Here is a 15,909-nt window from a genome sequence, read left to right as displayed (position 1 = left end):
GAATTAACGTTGATTGATAATGGGAATAATATCTAAGAATCCATCACAAAGGTACTGTGGATTGAACTCTTTCAAATCGAATCCCTGATTATACCCATAATTTAGCGCAATCACAGGTATCTTAGCGCCCTGAGCGGCCAAAATATCGCTTTTAGAATCCCCAACCATGATTAACTTATCCGCTGGTATTCCAAGACGCTCGGCAGCCAGCAATAGCGGAGCTGGTGATGGCTTTTTGTCAGTGTCATCACCACAGACGATACAATCAAAATGCGATGTGAGATTTAATTTATCTAGCAACTTTAGCGTAAATGTACGATTTTTATTGGTCACGATGGCTTTTGGCACTGTGGCAAATGCAGATAGCCCCGTCTCAACATGCGGATATAAACCAGCATACTGACCAACTAATTCATCATAATGCACTTTAAAACGCTCAATGGCGGTGTGCGCTAAACTTTCGGATAAGTCTTCGCTAACTTCATGGCTACCGCTTAGACCTCTTTTTACTAACATATCGATGCCGTTACCTACCCATTCACGCACCAGAGCATGACTAACAATCGGGTGAGCAAGCTCAGACAGCGTTAAATTGAGCGCCATGTACATATCCTCGACGCTATCAACTAACGTGCCATCGAGGTCAAATAAAATACCCTCAAAACGCATTATTTTACCTTTGCTAATTCTTGACGCATGGCGTCTATTACCGCTTTGTAATCGGGTTGATTAAAGATAGCGGAACCCGCAACAAACATGTCTGCACCTGCCGCTGCAACTTCAGCAATGTTGTCTACTTTAATTCCTCCATCCACTTCAAGGCGAATATCGCGACCGGAAGCATCAATGCGTGCTCTCGCTTCTTTTAATTTCTCAAGTGTATGTGGGATAAAACTTTGGCCGCCAAAACCAGGATTTACCGACATCAAGAGGATTTGATCAATTTTATCCATCACATGATCGAGATAATGCAGCGGCGTGCCCGGATTAAATACCAAGCCAGCTTTACAACCTGACTCTTTAATCAAAGCAAGGCTTCTGTCTATATGCTCACTGGCCTCTGGGTGAAATGTAATAATGCTCGCCCCGGCTTTAGCAAACTCGGGAATTAGACTATCTACAGGCTTTATCATCAAGTGTACGTCGATAGGAGCGGTAATTCCGTAATTTCTTAATGCGTCACAAATCATTGGACCAAAAGTTAAATTTGGCACATAGTGATTATCCATTACATCGAAATGAACCACGTCGGCACCTGCTGTCAGTACCTTTTCAACATCTTCGCCTAACCTCGCAAAATCTGCGGATAGAATGGATGGTGCAATTAAAAAATCAGACATACTTTTCCCCTAAACGTAAGACCGCGATACTGTACCGTAAATTGCCCAAAATGTCTGCGATTTAAGGCGCTTTATGATTGTGCAATAAACGAACATTGTGTATCATTATGTGATATCTAACTTCTGGGGATAGGGTTATGGTTTCTAGATATAAAGCACGGATTGCTCTGCTTGGGACGGTATTAGCCGTGTCGGCAGGGGTATTTTCTTTCGACAATGATGAAAGTCTTGCCGCAAATTACTCCGCATGTACTTGTAGCACTGGCAATTTGAGCAGTCGAATAAATGCAGTGGAATGTCAGCAAGAAGCGCACACCAGTTGGGCTGCGTGGTTGACTGGCGGTAGTTCGAGTGGCCAATTCCATTATTTGGATTTGCTTGAGCTATTACTTGGCTCTAAAGACAATCAAAGCAGTAGTAAAGTTTCATCTCCTTACTAATACCAGTTGAGCCAATCAACTGGTAAGAGGTAAACACTATGGCTTCTTCCAATAGTAAATTCGCGTTAGTTCAAAGTGTCTGTGCAGCAATGTTTGGTGTGCAGAGTGGTCAAAAACAAGCATATGACTTTAACAAAAAGCATTTTTGGCCGTTTGCTTTTGCGGGCATCGTTTTTGTCGCCGCCTTTGTCATTGGCTTAATTTGGTTTGTAAATGGTGTGGTTTTGGCTTAGTCCTTTATGCCGCGCAAATTACGGACGGTGATATAACGCCATTAGTTCGTCAACTTTATTCCGCCCATTACCTTTAGGGCTAATTGTACGTTTCACCTTGATCACATCTAGCTTCGCTTGATTATAAATCTTTCGAGTCCACACTGTATCGTGATTGGAGATTAACACTGGCGTTTGCTTTTCAAAAGCCGCGGTTTCCGCAAGATTCGCCAGCTGTGCTTGATCGTCTAAGTTAAACCCACCTTTTGCATAGCTAGTAAATGACGCAGTTTTGCTCAAAGGTACATACGGAGGATCGCAATACACTACCGCATTCTTTGGCATGGTTTCAAATACTTGGCTGTAACTTTGACAGGTAAAAGTAGCCTGTTGAGCCTTTTCAGCAAACACATATAACTCGCGCTCTGGAAAGTAAGGCTTTTTGTATTTACCAAAAGGGACGTTAAAGATCCCTTTGAGGTTATAACGACATAAACCATTGTAGCCATGGCGATTCATATATAGAAATAGAATCGCACGCTCATACACATCAATGCTTTCGTTAAACTGTTGTCGATACGCGTAATAAGCATCTGGGTGGTTATTTAACTCGACGAATAGCCTTTTAGCATCACTGATAAATTCATCAGGAATACGCTTCAACTCTTTATACAGGTTGATAAGATCAGCGTTAATGTCATTTAAGACATAATGCTTAAACTGAGTGTTAAGGAACACAGATCCCGCTCCAACAAAAGGTTCTACTAGCGTGTCGGCTTCATTACTTGCTGCTTGTAGGCGCTTAGAAATATCTTCTACTAAGCTGTATTTTCCGCCTGCCCATTTTAAGAAGGCTCTAGTCTTTTGTTGCATGCTCGTTCTATGTCGTGAGTGGTTGCGCGATTTTACACTAAATGTGGCTAATTACCGAGAGACTGAGTAATTTCTTGTTTAATTTTACTCATTCTCTTAAAAAATGGCTGACCTTTTCGTAGCGCCTCAGGCAATACCGCCTTTGCTTGCTTCGCTGAGGCCAAACTCTCATAAGCATCAGTAGTAACTACAAACCAAGTTCGGCCGTTTCTTAAGACAGTAAACTGCTGTGTCACTACCTCGTTATGCTCCGCCATAAACCCAGCCGCAATCTCACTTTCTGTCACCGCAAGTAACTGGATAACCCATTCATCATCTGAACGACTGAGATACCAAGGGTTTCCCGTCAATGGTTCAGGCTCTGCGTACTGAGGCTCTTTTACTGGCGATAAAGTGGCCGGAGTACTACCAACATTGGCTTCTTCAGCTTCAGTCGCTTGCTCTGATAGTGCGTTATTGTTGTTTGTAGTAGTTTCTTTTGCTTCAGTTAATGCAGATAAAATACTACCAACAGGCGCTGTTTCAATTTGCGTTGGCGCTTCGGCTGGCAACTCTGGTTGTACGTTGTTTTCAACTTCAACTTTTTCAACTGTAGTAATTGGCGCTTCAAACACAGCTTGCGCATCAATAGCAGTAGCGACGGCTTCTTCATTATCTTGAGTTGGCGTCCAGTATCGTTTTAATTCTTGCTTATACACTAAAGCAACCATTAACGCGGTCAGTATCAAACAAAGCGCAATGACATACCATTGCCATTGTGATTTGCTACTCACTTTTGAACTTTGTTCACGTAAATTCAGACTCTGTTGCTGCGGCTGCCAAGAAAGTAATACACTCGGATTACCTCGAGCTTCAGCTACAAACGTATTAAAAATAGGATCTTCATCAGGTGGTAAGTCTTTGTAAAACATGCTCATCAAACGCTTACTCTCGAGCATGGATAAAGGCTCGATATGAATATCCAAACTTTCAGGGATCAGCTGAGGCTGCTGCGCCGTAGCGAGTATGTAAATTATTTCGCGAGAAGATTTTGCGAGCTTTTGTAGTTGTTCCGCAAGCTCTTGGGTTAAATGCCTAACGTTGTCTAAAACCCATAAGCATGGTCCACAAGCTTGTTCATCATGGAGCAACATGAAGTTTTCACTTAGAGATAACTTCTGATCAATGAGAGGACTGCGAAAGCTATGCTCAAGCAGTTGCCGCACTACATCAAACTCTTGAGTATTTGCAGTCAGCTTTACAAACGCTTTGTTAAAGTCTGGATACTTATCGGTAAGAAACGACTCTGCAAGGTAGCTTTTACCAAGACCCGAAGAGCCGACTAAGGTTATCAGGTTTTGGCCATAGTCGAATTGCATAGCAATTCTATCTACCAATGCAGCTCTGCTTGGTAAAATTTGCGACTGCATTTAACGACCTATTAGAGTTACCACGGTTTCATCGCTAACATCATCCACTAGCGCACATTGACCTAGTTGCGTTGGCAGAATAAAGCGAATTTTGCCTTGTTTGTTCTTTTTGTCTTTGCGCATATGTTGTAAAAACTGCGCTGCGGTCATCTCGCTTGGCGCTTCTGTCGGTAATTGATAAAGCGCAATAACGCGACGGATCTTTTCAACATCAGCAGTACTAAGCGCGCCACGCTGGCAAGCCAAGTTTGCAGCTATCATCATTCCAGCAGCAACAGCCTCACCGTGCAACCAATTACCATAGCCCATTTGCGCTTCAATCGCATGGCCAAAGGTGTGACCCAAATTAAGTAATGCACGCAATCCAGCTTCAGTTTCGTCTTTGGCGACGATCTCAGCTTTTATTGCACAACACTTATAAATAACTTGTTGAAGGCTTTCAGCATCTAGTGCGCTGAGCTGAGGGTGCTGATCCGTTAATGTATCAAGAAAAGATGCATCATAGATCAACGCATATTTAATGACTTCAGCCATACCCGCAGCAAACTCTCTTGCAGGTAATGTACTTAAGGTCTTGGTGTCGATAAAAACCGCTTTTGGCTGATAGAAAGCACCAATCATGTTTTTACCTAACGGATGATTTACCGCAGTTTTACCACCAACTGACGAATCGACTTGTGACAACAAAGTCGTAGGGATCTGAATAAACGGAACACCACGCTGGTAGCATGCCGCAACAAAACCAGTCAAATCACCAACCACACCGCCACCGAGGGCAATCAAACACGTATCTCGACCACAATTATGCTCGAGCAAAAAGGCAGAGATCTTTTCAAACCACTCTAGTGATTTGTATTGTTCACCATCAGGGATAACAAAATGTAGCGGTTTTTGAGCGTCAAATATCGCTAACAGACTGTCTAAATATAAAGGTGCGATGGTGGTGTTGGTGATGATAACAGGACGACTTTGCCCAACATACTGCTTAAGTCGTCCTTCATCTGATAAGAGATGTTCACCGATGAAGATGGGATAGCTTCGCTCGTTTAAATCAACCTTTAATTCAAGCATGGCTTCCCTCCTACGGTGTTGTTATTAGAAATCTAATTTTTCAATAATTTGGTTTGCAACTACTTTAGCGCTTTGCTCATCCGTACGAACAACGTGATCTGCCACTTCTCTATATAGTGGTTCACGCTCATCGGCTAAGCGCTCTAGTACGTCACGTGAGTCTTCACTTGTTTGTAGTAATGGACGACGCTTATCACGCTGAGTACGAGCTACCTGTTTTTCGATCGGCGTTTCTAGGTAAACAACAATACCGCGCGCAGACAACTTATTGCGCACTTCTTTGCTGATCACAGAGCCACCACCTGTTGCTAACACAATGCCTTGCATTTCTGTTAGGTCAGAGATGACACTTTCTTCACGCTTGCGGAACCCCTCTTCGCCTTCAATATCGAACACCCAGGAAATATCCGCACCTGTGCGGCGCTCAATTTCCTGATCCGAATCGAAAAATTCAAGGTGTAATTGATCTGCAATGTGACGACCAATCGTGCTTTTACCAGCCCCCATCGGGCCTACTAGAAATATATTACGTTTCTCAGCCATATCTTTTTAGTACAAACGAACTCTAAAATTTGAAATAAAACCCCGCCTAACGACCTGGCCCCAAAATTAAGGAGGGGATTATCTCAGTAATCCGTGAACAATTTCAAGTCAAACCACGCAAAAAGCGTAATACTTTTACTGTCAACGGGCCTATAAACTGTCTTGAATGATCTTAGGCGTCACAAATATCAGCAATTCTCGCTTTTCGTTAATATCACGAGAGTTCTTAAACAATAGACCTAAATATGGGATATCGCCCAAAATTGGGATCTTACTTACTGCTGTTTTCACTTCTTGCTGATAAATACCACCCAGTACGATAGTTTGACCATTTTCGACCAGTACTTGTGTTTGGATCTGTTGGGTGTTGATCGCTGTCGCCGGGCCATTCGGCGTCTGCACGGTATCACCTTTAGTGTCTTGTGTAATCACTAAGTCGAGAATTATTTTATTATCGGGTGTGATTTGCGGTGTCACCTCCAAGCTTAATACCGCTTTTTTGAAGCTTACCGTTGTGGCACCACTTGACGAGGCCTCTACGTAAGGGATTTCTGTACCTTGCTCAATACGCGCCTTTTTCTGATTAGCGGTAGTGATGCTTGGCGTTGCGATTATCTCGCCTTTGTTCTCTTGTTCCAAAGCTGACAACTCGAGATCAATCAATGTACCATCCGCCAATTTGGCAATGTGCATACCAATACTACCAGCGGGAACCCCTTTCACGCCTAAATTAACGTTTAAGCGATTTTCCAAAGATGGGATGTTACCATTGGACAAAGCATCAGCGCCTTCCAGCGTACCAGATATGGCATCGCTACCTTGCTGGTCGCTAAAGCCCCAGCGGACACCTAAGTCTTCTTGTACGGTATCATCCACAGTAACCATACGCGACTCAATACGCACCTGTTTTACTGGCACATCTAAGGTTTCAACCATCCGGCGCACACTTTCAATACTGCGCGAAGTATCTTTAATTAATAGAGTATTGGTACGTTTGTCAACGGACACACTACCACGATGGCTAATAATAGAGTTGATATCTGTTTTGAGTAAGTCTGCAAACTCTTCCGCTTTCGCGTAATTAAGTTGAATATACTCGCTATATAATGGCTCTAGCTCTTCCACTTGCTGACGCGCTTGTAATTCTTTGGCTTCTCTTGCTGCGAGTTCTTCTGATGGTGCAACCATCAAAATAGAGCCATCCATACGCTTATCTAGCCCTTTCACACGTAACACAACATCAAGCGCCTGATCCCAAGGTACACCGTCTAAACGCAGGGTTATATTGCCAGATACCGTGTCACTCGTTACCAGATTAAAGTTGTTTGTATCGGCGATGATCTGTAGTACGGAGCGAATTGGAATATCCTGAAAATTCAACGTGATTGGCTGACCTTTATACTCTTTTTTATCGCCAAAGGTTTTATTACCTTCGTCTTTTTCAACTGATAACGTAAAGATGTTATCAAGCTGCTGATAGGTAAACTTGAATGCCGCATTTGGCTCAATCACAATGCGGCTTTTATTGTCTTCTTTAAAGGTCTCGATACGAGATACTACAGTGCCAAAATCTAACACATCAAGTTCATATAACAGGTCTTCTGCAATATCAATATGGTGGAAGTCCGCAATGATTTTGCCACCGCGCTCTTGTACATCAATAGCCGCTTGATTGTGCTCTAGAAACGCGAGTACTTTCGCCTCACCTTTCTCACCGCGACGAAAATCGATAGCTTGAATTTGGTTAATAAATGCGGTGACTTTTTGACTTTGATCTTGTTCGGAGACAATCGGTTTGTTAGATACTTCCACTATCACAAGATTATTCTTAACCTCGGTTTTATATAGCTTCAGCTCATCCATGTTGATGGAAACGGCAAAACCGCCATCTCTGAGTTCACTGGCAATGCCTTGAATACCCGCCTTGTTAATGCTCAATGCTTTTAAGCTTTCTTCGAACTCAGCCTGCTGGAAAAATAATTCAATACTAGCACTTTCGCCAACAACTCGAACTTTTGGTTCTGTATTGAGTTTTTCGTCAAACACCAGTTGTAGCTGGGTTTCCCCTGTTGGCACAGGGTTATAGCGAATGTCATATAACATAGGAATGGCATGCGCAATTGACGAAAGGCCAACTAAGGCAACACCGAGCACAGAACGCCATAGTGTTCGAGTGCTTTTAATGGTTGATTTTATAACGTTATTGTTAGTATTCACTCGCGCCACCTTGTTCCGCTTCTAACATTTCCACTTTTGTTAGCCTTTCTTTCCAACATCCCGTTCCATCTGGGATCAATTCTAATAATTCTAAATGATCGGCATGCACACTTAGCACTTTGCCATGATATAAACCCATATATTCGCCACGTTTAACACGATATAACCCCTGCGTTGCCGCTTCGATTAGCGCCCAACGACCGTCAGATTTGGCGATAATGCCTTTCATACGCAGATTATCCAATGGAAACTTCTCTAACGGATAGCGATCTCTATCTGGATCTGGGTGTAAGCAGTTTTTAATTTGAACGAGTTTATTTTCAATCACTTCGGGCTGTGGCGCAACAAAAGGGCTACGTAACTCTGAAGCGCTATACTTAAACGGTTCATAATTTTGCATTTCAGGTATAGGCTCGATTTTTGGCGTTGAGCTTGCCTTTACCTGATCAATAAATTCTTTTTGTTCTGCCGTACTATCATTACAACCTGAGATGAACATCAATGTGGTCACGCAGAGCATCAGTCGGATCATTTCTGACCTCCTTGCTCATAGCGATAAGTTTTTGCCACAACACTAAATACCAGCTCGCCGTTTCCTGCATTTTCGATTCTAAAATCGTGTAGGCTGACAATTCGAGGTAACTCAGATACTTTACTCACAAACTGACCAAATTCATGATATTTACCAATCACTTCTAACTTAATAGGCAGTTCAGTATAAAACTCTTTGCGTACCTCTGGCATCCAGCCAATTTTTAGGAAGGTTAATCCGCTGGAAGTACCAACGTAAGTCAGATCATCAAGTAACCCTGGCGTTTCGTTGGAACTTGGCAGTCGTCTCAACAGCTCTGTAAATTGCGCTTCCATATCAATCATTTGCTGTTTATAAAGCTCTAGGTTGTTTGCTCTTGCGTATTTTATTCGGTAGCTCGTTCTTAGCTCCTGCTCTTTTTTAACGGCTTGGTCGTAGCGGTCAATTGAGCTTGAGACCATCAGGTTATAACCCAATACCATCATTAATAAAACCACGAGAATGGAACATAAAACTTTTACAGGAAAAGGCCAATGACCTATGTTATCGAGCTCCAGCTCATTCCAATCGATTTCTTTTAAACTGTTTAAGTCAAAATTCATGCACTGTGCCTCCGCCCTATTTCGCTTTATCGGCTAAGTGGATGTCTTCATGAGACTTAACATAAAAATGCATGGTAAAATCACTCAGTAATTTTGAACTTTGCTCACCGGCTACTATACCTTGGATCACAGGTCGCTCTAATAAATAAGACGATTCAACTTGTCGTAGCATTTGTGATAAACGGTTGTTCGATTCACTTCGACCAATGACTTTGATCATATTGTCTTGCCGTTCAAGACTGGTGAGATAAACCCCAGCCGGAACCACTCGTGCTATTTCATCGATAATTTGCGTGCCGAGACTACGGTTGAGCTGTAACTCTTCAATAAGCCGAATGCGGCGCTGTAAGTTTTCTTTTTGCTTATTCAAGTCGTTAATAGCAACTATCCGGGAATCAAGTTGAGAGATCTCACTTTCGAGATAGCGGTTCTTAATTTCTTGCCCGGTTTTCAAGCCGTCATAGAAGCTGCCAAGCAAGTACATTAACAACAGACAAGCCGCGATGATCACCGCAATGATAGTCAAAAAGATTTGTTGCGACGCTTGCCTTTGCTGCTCGCGCCAAGGTAGCAAATTTATATGTGGCATGATGAGAAGCTCCTTAGTGCTAAGCCTGTCGCTAAGGCGAACTGCGCTTTATGCTTTTGCAGCACATGCCTATCTACTTTTGGTGCAATCTCCATGTCTGTAAACGGGTCTGCCACTATTGTGTGGATCCCAAGCTCATCAATAAGCAGTTTATCTAAGCCATCTACCAAAGCTGTTCCACCCGTCAACACGATGTAGTCAATATGATCTTTACCACTAGTCGTCATAAACATTTGCACTGCTCGACGAATTTGCTGCAGCATAGAAGTTTGAAAAGGAGCCAATACTTCAAAGGTATAGTTTGGCGGTAAATCCCCCGTCGTTTTTGCCAGTTCTGCCTCATCGTAGGTTTTGTTGTAATAAGCAACAATACTGTTGGTATATTGCTCACCACCAAACACTTGGTCACGGGTATAAATCGTTTTCCCAGATTGAATAACGCTTATCAACGTAAGCACAGCGCCAATATCTATCATTGCTACGATTTTATCAAAGGCATCATTTGGCAGTTCAGGGTAAATGACATCCATGGCTCTACTTAGTGCGTAGTTTTCTACATCAACAACTTTCGCTTTGAAACCAGCTTCTTCCAATGCGCCTACCCGTGCTTGCACGCTTTCGGTACGAGCCGCAGAGAGCAGAACATTCATTTTTGACGGATCGGCTTCGTTTACTCCAATTTTTTCAAAATCTAGACTAACTTCATCTAACGGGTAAGGGATCAGGCTATCTGCTTCAATAGCTATCTGGGACTCAAGTTCAGCATCAGTTAATGACACATCCATAAAGATCACTTTTGTAATCACGGTCTGACCGGATACGGCAACTGCTGCATATTGCGTGAGCTTTGGAATGCGCCGCTTCATTTTAGTTATCGCGTTGCCGATCGCTTCAATGTCTTGAATGGCCCTTTCATTTACTGCTCCTTTCGGAATAGGTTCAATCGCAACGGCTTCTACTCGGTAGCTGGAACTTGTCTTCGACAGCAACACCGCTTTGACACAATGGGAACCGATATCGATCCCTATCATCAGAGGTGCTTGTTTTTTTAGTAGTTGGCTCAGCATGTGAAGCGCCTGTTTCCTTTTAAGACTGTGTACCATAAAAATTTAGCACACAAAAATATTAATCGTTTTTTAATCAAGATATACTAGCAGTGTCTACCTGTAATTGGGAGTCTAACTAGGGATAATTCCGTGAAATTATTGAAAAGATTTTTACAATTCGTTTTTGTTTGTACCCTTTTAGGCGTGTTGACACTTATCAGTCTTTATTATTATGTCAAATCTGACATACCAAGTGTAGAGGTTTTGAAAGATGTTCAACTACAAACACCCATGCAAGTCTTTACACGAGACGGAAAACTCATCAATCAGTTTGGTGAAAAGCGCAGGATCCCTGTACGTTTGCAGGATGTTCCACTTCCCATGCGAAAAGCATTCTTAGCGACAGAAGATAACCGTTTTTACGATCATTTCGGTATTGATCCGATAGGTATCGTCCGCTCCGCTTTAGTGCTTATCACCACAGGGCAAAAAAAGCAGGGAGCCAGTACGCTCACCATGCAACTTGCCAGAAACTTTTTCTTAACAAGAGAGAAAGCCTATATTCGTAAAGTGAAAGAAATCTTTATTGCGTTGCATATTGAGCAGCTATTAACGAAAGACGAAATTTTTGAGCTTTACTTAAACAAAATTGAACTGGGTAATCGCGCCTTTGGTATCGGTGCAGCAGCACAAGTCTACTACGGTCGCTCACTATCAGAATTAACTTTAGCAGAAATGGCAATGATTGCAGGCCTGCCAAAAGCGCCTTCTGCGTTAAATCCAATTCGTAACCCAGAGCGCGCGCAATTGCGCCGGAATGTTGTGCTCGGACGAATGCTTGCTGAAAAGTATATTACCCGCACAGAATATGATGAGGCGACACAAGCTCCCATCACAGCTAAATTCCATGGTGCCGAAATTGAGCTGTATGCACCTTACATTTCTGAAATGGTTCGCGCCTATATGGTCGAACGCTACGGTACTGATAAAGCCTATAACTCTGGCATGAAAGTTTACACCAGTGTGGAATCTGACATGCAACAGGCTGCTCAGCATGCATTAGTTGATAATTTACATGCCTACGATATGCGTCACGGCTTTAGAGGCGCAGAAGAAACCTATTGGCATGCTGAGACGGAATCGCCGCTCAGCCATGAAGACATTATTACTCGCCTTAAAAAGGTCAATGAAATTGGACCTTTAAAAGCCGCTGTGGTGCTAAACATTGCAGAGAAAACGGCCGACCTGCTCTTAAAAACCGGTGAGCAAATTACATTGGAATGGCCAGGCTTAAGTTGGGCCAGACAATACATCAGTGAAACGCGTCAAAGCTTACCGCCAAAAACAACCGCAGATATCCTCGCGCCGGGCATGCAAGTGTTTGTCCGTAAACAAGACAACGGCTGGATGTTAAGTCAGTTGCCACGGGCATCCAGTGCCCTTGTCTCACTCGACCCGCAGGATGGGCGTGTAAAGGCGATTGTAGGTGGCTACAGTTTTGAACTTAGTCAATACAATCGTGCTACCCAAGCTAAGCGTCAGGTGGGTTCAAACATCAAACCCTTTATTTATTCATCCGCTTTAGAAAATGGCTATACCCTAGCCACCATTCTTAATGATGCCCCGATTAATCATTGGGACAGAAGCGTTGGCGTGGCTTGGCGTCCGAAAAACAGCCCTGAAGTGTATAACGGCCCAATCCGTATTCGCCGAGCGCTTGCACAATCGAAAAACGTGGTATCTGTTCGTTTGATCAAAGGCGTTGGCATAAATAAGGCTGCTGATCACTTGCTTAAATTTGGTTTTCAAGACGCAGATATTAATCGCAGTGAGTCATTGGCGCTTGGTAGTGCTGCACTGACTCCTATTGAAATGGCGCGCGGCATGGCCACTTTTGCCAACGGCGGTCACCTGATTGAGCCGTACTTTATCGATAAAATTACCGACTCATTCGGCACTGAGCTGGGTTCGGCAGAGCCATTATTGGTCTGCGACGAACAGCAGCTGGAAGAACAACCTGAGCGCTGTGCACCGCAAGTGATTTCGGAGCAAAACGCATTTCTGATTGCTGATGCACTTCATAGTGCAATCTGGGGTGGCGGTAGCTGGAAACATGACACGGGCTGGAGCGGCACAGGCTGGCGTGGTCAATGGTTAAAACGTCGTGATCTTGCTGGAAAAACGGGTACCACCAATGACTCGGTAGATACTTGGTTTACGGGCTTTAACCGTAATGTCCTCACCACAGTTTGGGTTGGCTTTGACGATGCGAGTAAATCCTTGGGTCGTGCGGCCTACAACGCTAACCTTGGTGATAACCAACTTGTTGGCGCAGAAGCAGGTGCGATTTCAGCACAACCTGCTTGGATAGACTTTATGCGTGAGGCACTTAAAGATGAGCCTTTGGCCCCGATAGAGCCACCTCCAGGGCTTATTTCAACTCGGATTGATTTAAAGACAGGGCTGTTGTCCCGTAAGAACGATTACACATCTCGGTTTGAATATTTCGAGCAAGGTACAGCCCCAACCAAATACGTATTAGATACGGATAGCAGCACACCGTTTGACGATACCGCCCCGCTACCCACTCACGAAGAGTTATTCTAAAATAGAAATGCCGATACAGATGTATCGGCATTTTTGTCTTATACCAGTTGTATTATATCTATTTTCTTAATAGCGTTATTTTAGATTTTGCGTCAGCCAGAATAAATCGGAATGTATTCCCGCGGCTGTCACTTCTTTGCCTGCCCCTGGGCCTTGGATCACCAGTGGGTTTTGTTCATACCATTTAGTGTGGATCACAAAAATATTATCACCCGGTGTTAAATTCGCGATTGCCGAGCCGTTTGGTACCTGTGCAATGCCTACTTTTGCAGACACTTTGCCATTGCTTGCAATTTCAAGCGCACCAGTATAGCGAAGCGCAGCGTCATTCGCTGTGGCCTTTGCATAGTGTGTCGCATAAAAGTCATCGAGTTGCTGGCGATTTTCTAAAAACGTTTGCCATGAACCCACACTCAAGGACTCAGGCATTAACGCCTCTAATTCAATATCGTCAAGCTCAAGTTCAATGCCTAACTCTCGTGCTAAGATCAAAAGCTTACGCTGCATATCTCGGCCAGATAGGTCTTCGCGTGGATCAGGCTCGGTAAAACCAAGCTCTTGCGCTCCAAGCACTAACTCAGAAAATGCTTCAGAGCCATCATAGCGACTACAAAGCCAAGATAAAGTGCCAGAAAAGACGCCTTCAATTCTCACCACTTCATCACCACTATTTTGCAGATCCGCCAACGCAAAGTTAATGGGAAGACCTGCGCCAACACTGGTGTTGTAACGCCATAACAGGTTACGCTCTTGCAACTGCTGACGCAGCTTTGAGTACCAACCTTGTTGTGCCGTGCCGGCATATTTATTAGCGCTGATCAAATGGCAGTCATGTTCAACAAACTGTGGATACAACTCACTGAAACGCTCGCTCGCAGTAATATCGACCACCACTTTATGCTCGTAATCTAGCTCTTTAATACGAGTGAATAGCTCGGCTTCATTGTATTCGATGGCCTCATTTTGCCATTGCTGTTGCCACGATGCTAAGTTCAACCCGCTTGGACAGAACAACATTTGCTTAGAACGCAGTAAGCCAACCAACTTAAGATCAAAGTGCTCACTCAGCTTAGCGACTTGGTTTTTGCATTGTTCGATAAACACTTCACCCACATTGCCAACACCAGCCACAATCACTGCAAGCTCTCTGCCTTTATTCACCAAACGTTCGTGCAATATGGCAAGTAGATCGCTATCAATTGCTTGATCGGTTAACACTAAGCTGTAATGACGCTCTTGCAGCACAAAACGGGTGACAATCGCATGTTCATCCAATAGTTCCAGCGCCTGCTGATGTAACCCAGCAACATCCTGACTTGGGGCAACAATAGCAAAGCCTTGTACTTGCGACTCAATAATATTGGCACGTGAATCAAGCGCTTTGATCACAACATGGCTAAATTCAGATGGCACCAGTAAGTGTGCCTCTCCACCTTTAACAAAATGATGAATGCTATGCTGGATAAGCTGGCTTAGCTGCTTCACTTCGCCACTTTTTAGCTGCTCAACGCGTAACAGGTCAAGTTGTCCAAAAGTGGTAATAAAGCGCTTCTCTTTGCTATAGCCTGCCTTTACTATCTCAGTGCCAAGCGCATCGGCATCAAAGCTGCTGCGAACTTGTAGTTTTATATCGGTATCTTTAAGTGGAGACAGCGTTTTTGCATGCAGTACCGGATTACCTAATCGTGCGAGTAATTCAGCTTGGCCACGACATACCTTAGTGTATTTTATGGCATTAGCGACTTTACGTGGATCCGTACTGAATACGCCAGTTGTATCCGTCCAAATTGATACTTGAGCGGCATCAAGATAACTTGCCAACAAAGTCGCGCTATAGTCACTGCCATTTCGACCTAAAGTCACCGTTTCACCTTGTGCATTTGCGGCAATAAAACCGGTAACGATATAGATAGCGTGTTCATCAATTGTGCGATAACACGCTTCTTTGTTATGGGCATGTAGTAACACTCCATCTTGTTGTACAAATAACGTACGAGCGTCGATAGCTTTGGCTTCAATGCCTTGAGAACTTAGGCAGTTTGCTAATATACGAGCCGACCATAGCTCTCCATGTGCAAGTAAACTCGCGTAGTGAAGATGTTGTTCTTCTCTTCCCAAAGCGATTGCTTGCAGCTCATTGACAAGCTGTTTGAGTAACACACTGTGTTGTTCACCTACAAACAGGGCATCAATTAATTCTCGTTGATGATTTTCAACTTGTAATAAAACATCGTTGAATGCACGAACATCTTGCTGCTCAAAGCTTTGCCATAACTTCACTAGGGTATTCGTTGTTTTTCCTGCAGCAGAAACCACAACACTGTCACCTAGTTGACATTGCTCTAACACTATCTTGGCAACCGCCTGATAACGCTCTGGCGAGCTTAAACTCGAACCACCAAACTTATGTACTACTTTTGCCATTTAC

Annotated in this window: 15 protein-coding genes; 3 read left to right on the top strand and 12 right to left on the bottom strand. The window is 43.6% G+C overall.

Annotated elements, in window-relative coordinates; translation table 11 throughout:
- Nucleotides 1–3 precede the first annotated feature (3 nt).
- Together NH462_RS11730 and rpe are read right to left on the bottom strand one after the other, a co-directional pair.
- Nucleotides 4–669, bottom strand: coding sequence for an HAD-IA family hydrolase (locus NH462_RS11730; RefSeq protein ID WP_253105781.1), 666 nt, complete (start codon nt 667–669; stop codon nt 4–6).
- Nucleotides 669–1,340, bottom strand: a complete 672-nt coding sequence (rpe, locus tag NH462_RS11725; RefSeq protein ID WP_010368892.1) for a ribulose-phosphate 3-epimerase — start codon at nt 1,338–1,340, stop codon at nt 669–671. The genes NH462_RS11730 and rpe overlap by 1 nt, the downstream gene beginning before the upstream one ends.
- Nucleotides 1,341–1,477: 137 nt before the next feature.
- On the opposite strand from rpe, the gene NH462_RS11720 reads away from it, so the two are divergent.
- On the top strand, nt 1,478–1,780 hold the full coding sequence (locus NH462_RS11720) for a hypothetical protein (RefSeq protein ID WP_010368894.1): 303 nt from the start codon (nt 1,478–1,480) through the stop codon (nt 1,778–1,780).
- A 38-nt stretch (nt 1,781–1,818) separates the two neighbouring features.
- Nucleotides 1,819–2,013: a DUF2970 domain-containing protein gene (locus NH462_RS11715; RefSeq protein WP_010368896.1), complete on the top strand. Its 195-nt coding sequence runs from the start codon at nt 1,819–1,821 to the stop codon at nt 2,011–2,013.
- An 18-nt stretch (nt 2,014–2,031) separates the two neighbouring features.
- Here NH462_RS11715 and NH462_RS11710 read toward each other — a convergent pair whose 3' ends face one another.
- The 9 genes from NH462_RS11710 to NH462_RS11670 form a co-directional block, all read right to left on the bottom strand.
- Nucleotides 2,032–2,865 (bottom strand): Dam family site-specific DNA-(adenine-N6)-methyltransferase, encoded by an 834-nt coding sequence (locus tag NH462_RS11710; protein WP_010368897.1) that lies wholly within the window; start codon nt 2,863–2,865, stop codon nt 2,032–2,034.
- A gap of 47 nt (nt 2,866–2,912) precedes the next feature.
- Nucleotides 2,913–4,274, bottom strand: a complete 1,362-nt coding sequence (locus tag NH462_RS11705) for an AAA family ATPase (protein WP_253105780.1) — start codon at nt 4,272–4,274, stop codon at nt 2,913–2,915.
- The gene (gene aroB / locus NH462_RS11700) at nt 4,275–5,345 is read right to left on the bottom strand and encodes a 3-dehydroquinate synthase (RefSeq protein WP_010368901.1); all 1,071 of its coding nucleotides are present in this window, start codon (nt 5,343–5,345) and stop codon (nt 4,275–4,277) included.
- Between the two features lie 24 nt (nt 5,346–5,369).
- Nucleotides 5,370–5,888 (bottom strand): shikimate kinase AroK, encoded by a 519-nt coding sequence (aroK, locus tag NH462_RS11695; RefSeq protein WP_010607062.1) that lies wholly within the window; start codon nt 5,886–5,888, stop codon nt 5,370–5,372.
- Between the two features lie 150 nt (nt 5,889–6,038).
- Nucleotides 6,039–8,105 carry a type IV pilus secretin PilQ family protein gene (locus NH462_RS11690; RefSeq protein WP_253105779.1) on the bottom strand — a complete coding sequence of 689 codons (2,067 nt, stop codon included), beginning with the start codon at nt 8,103–8,105 and terminating at the stop codon, nt 6,039–6,041.
- Complete coding sequence (locus tag NH462_RS11685; RefSeq protein WP_010368907.1) at nt 8,095–8,637, bottom strand: pilus assembly protein PilP; 543 nt, start codon at nt 8,635–8,637, stop codon at nt 8,095–8,097. The genes NH462_RS11690 and NH462_RS11685 overlap by 11 nt, the downstream gene beginning before the upstream one ends.
- A complete protein-coding gene (locus NH462_RS11680) occupies nt 8,634–9,239 on the bottom strand; it encodes a type 4a pilus biogenesis protein PilO (RefSeq protein WP_010368909.1) in 606 nt (201 codons plus the stop codon). The genes NH462_RS11685 and NH462_RS11680 overlap by 4 nt, the downstream gene beginning before the upstream one ends.
- A 16-nt stretch (nt 9,240–9,255) precedes the next feature.
- Nucleotides 9,256–9,828: a PilN domain-containing protein gene (locus NH462_RS11675; protein ID WP_010368911.1), complete on the bottom strand. Its 573-nt coding sequence runs from the start codon at nt 9,826–9,828 to the stop codon at nt 9,256–9,258.
- A complete protein-coding gene (locus NH462_RS11670; protein WP_010368913.1) occupies nt 9,816–10,895 on the bottom strand; it encodes a pilus assembly protein PilM in 1,080 nt (359 codons plus the stop codon). The genes NH462_RS11675 and NH462_RS11670 overlap by 13 nt, the downstream gene beginning before the upstream one ends.
- A gap of 129 nt (nt 10,896–11,024) precedes the next feature.
- On the opposite strand from NH462_RS11670, the gene NH462_RS11665 reads away from it, so the two are divergent.
- Entirely contained in the window at nt 11,025–13,481 is a 2,457-nt protein-coding gene (locus NH462_RS11665) for a PBP1A family penicillin-binding protein (RefSeq protein ID WP_253105778.1), read from the top strand.
- Nucleotides 13,482–13,556: 75 nt separating this feature from the next.
- Here the strand turns inward: NH462_RS11665 and metL are convergent, their stop codons facing one another.
- Nucleotides 13,557–15,905 (bottom strand): bifunctional aspartate kinase/homoserine dehydrogenase II, encoded by a 2,349-nt coding sequence (gene metL / locus NH462_RS11660; RefSeq protein ID WP_253105777.1) that lies wholly within the window; start codon nt 15,903–15,905, stop codon nt 13,557–13,559.
- Between the last annotated feature and the right edge of the window lie 4 nt (nt 15,906–15,909).

Origin of the sequence: Pseudoalteromonas sp. OANN1, assembly GCF_024124685.1 — a bacterium.
GTDB lineage: Bacteria > Pseudomonadota > Gammaproteobacteria > Enterobacterales > Alteromonadaceae > Pseudoalteromonas > Pseudoalteromonas piscicida.
Note: the sequence above shows the minus strand (reverse complement) of the source record. Positions and strands in the feature narration are given on the sequence as shown.

Excerpts from the sequence above, each read along its gene's own strand:
- NH462_RS11675 (WP_010368911.1), bottom strand. The coding sequence starts at position 9,828 with ATGCCACATATAAATTTGCTACCTTGGCGCGAGCAGCAAAGGCAAGCG.
- NH462_RS11685 (WP_010368907.1), bottom strand. The coding sequence starts at position 8,637 with ATGATCCGACTGATGCTCTGCGTGACCACATTGATGTTCATCTCAGGT.
- aroB (WP_010368901.1), bottom strand. The coding sequence starts at position 5,345 with ATGCTTGAATTAAAGGTTGATTTAAACGAGCGAAGCTATCCCATCTTC.
- NH462_RS11715 (WP_010368896.1), top strand. The coding sequence starts at position 1,819 with ATGGCTTCTTCCAATAGTAAATTCGCGTTAGTTCAAAGTGTCTGTGCA.
- NH462_RS11710 (WP_010368897.1), bottom strand. The coding sequence starts at position 2,865 with ATGCAACAAAAGACTAGAGCCTTCTTAAAATGGGCAGGCGGAAAATAC.
- NH462_RS11680 (WP_010368909.1), bottom strand. The coding sequence starts at position 9,239 with ATGAATTTTGACTTAAACAGTTTAAAAGAAATCGATTGGAATGAGCTG.
- NH462_RS11730 (WP_253105781.1), bottom strand. The coding sequence starts at position 669 with ATGCGTTTTGAGGGTATTTTATTTGACCTCGATGGCACGTTAGTTGAT.
- NH462_RS11705 (WP_253105780.1), bottom strand. The coding sequence starts at position 4,274 with ATGCAGTCGCAAATTTTACCAAGCAGAGCTGCATTGGTAGATAGAATT.
- NH462_RS11670 (WP_010368913.1), bottom strand. The coding sequence starts at position 10,895 with ATGCTGAGCCAACTACTAAAAAAACAAGCACCTCTGATGATAGGGATC.
- rpe (WP_010368892.1), bottom strand. The coding sequence starts at position 1,340 with ATGTCTGATTTTTTAATTGCACCATCCATTCTATCCGCAGATTTTGCG.
- metL (WP_253105777.1), bottom strand. The coding sequence starts at position 15,905 with ATGGCAAAAGTAGTACATAAGTTTGGTGGTTCGAGTTTAAGCTCGCCA.
- NH462_RS11720 (WP_010368894.1), top strand. The coding sequence starts at position 1,478 with ATGGTTTCTAGATATAAAGCACGGATTGCTCTGCTTGGGACGGTATTA.
- aroK (WP_010607062.1), bottom strand. The coding sequence starts at position 5,888 with ATGGCTGAGAAACGTAATATATTTCTAGTAGGCCCGATGGGGGCTGGT.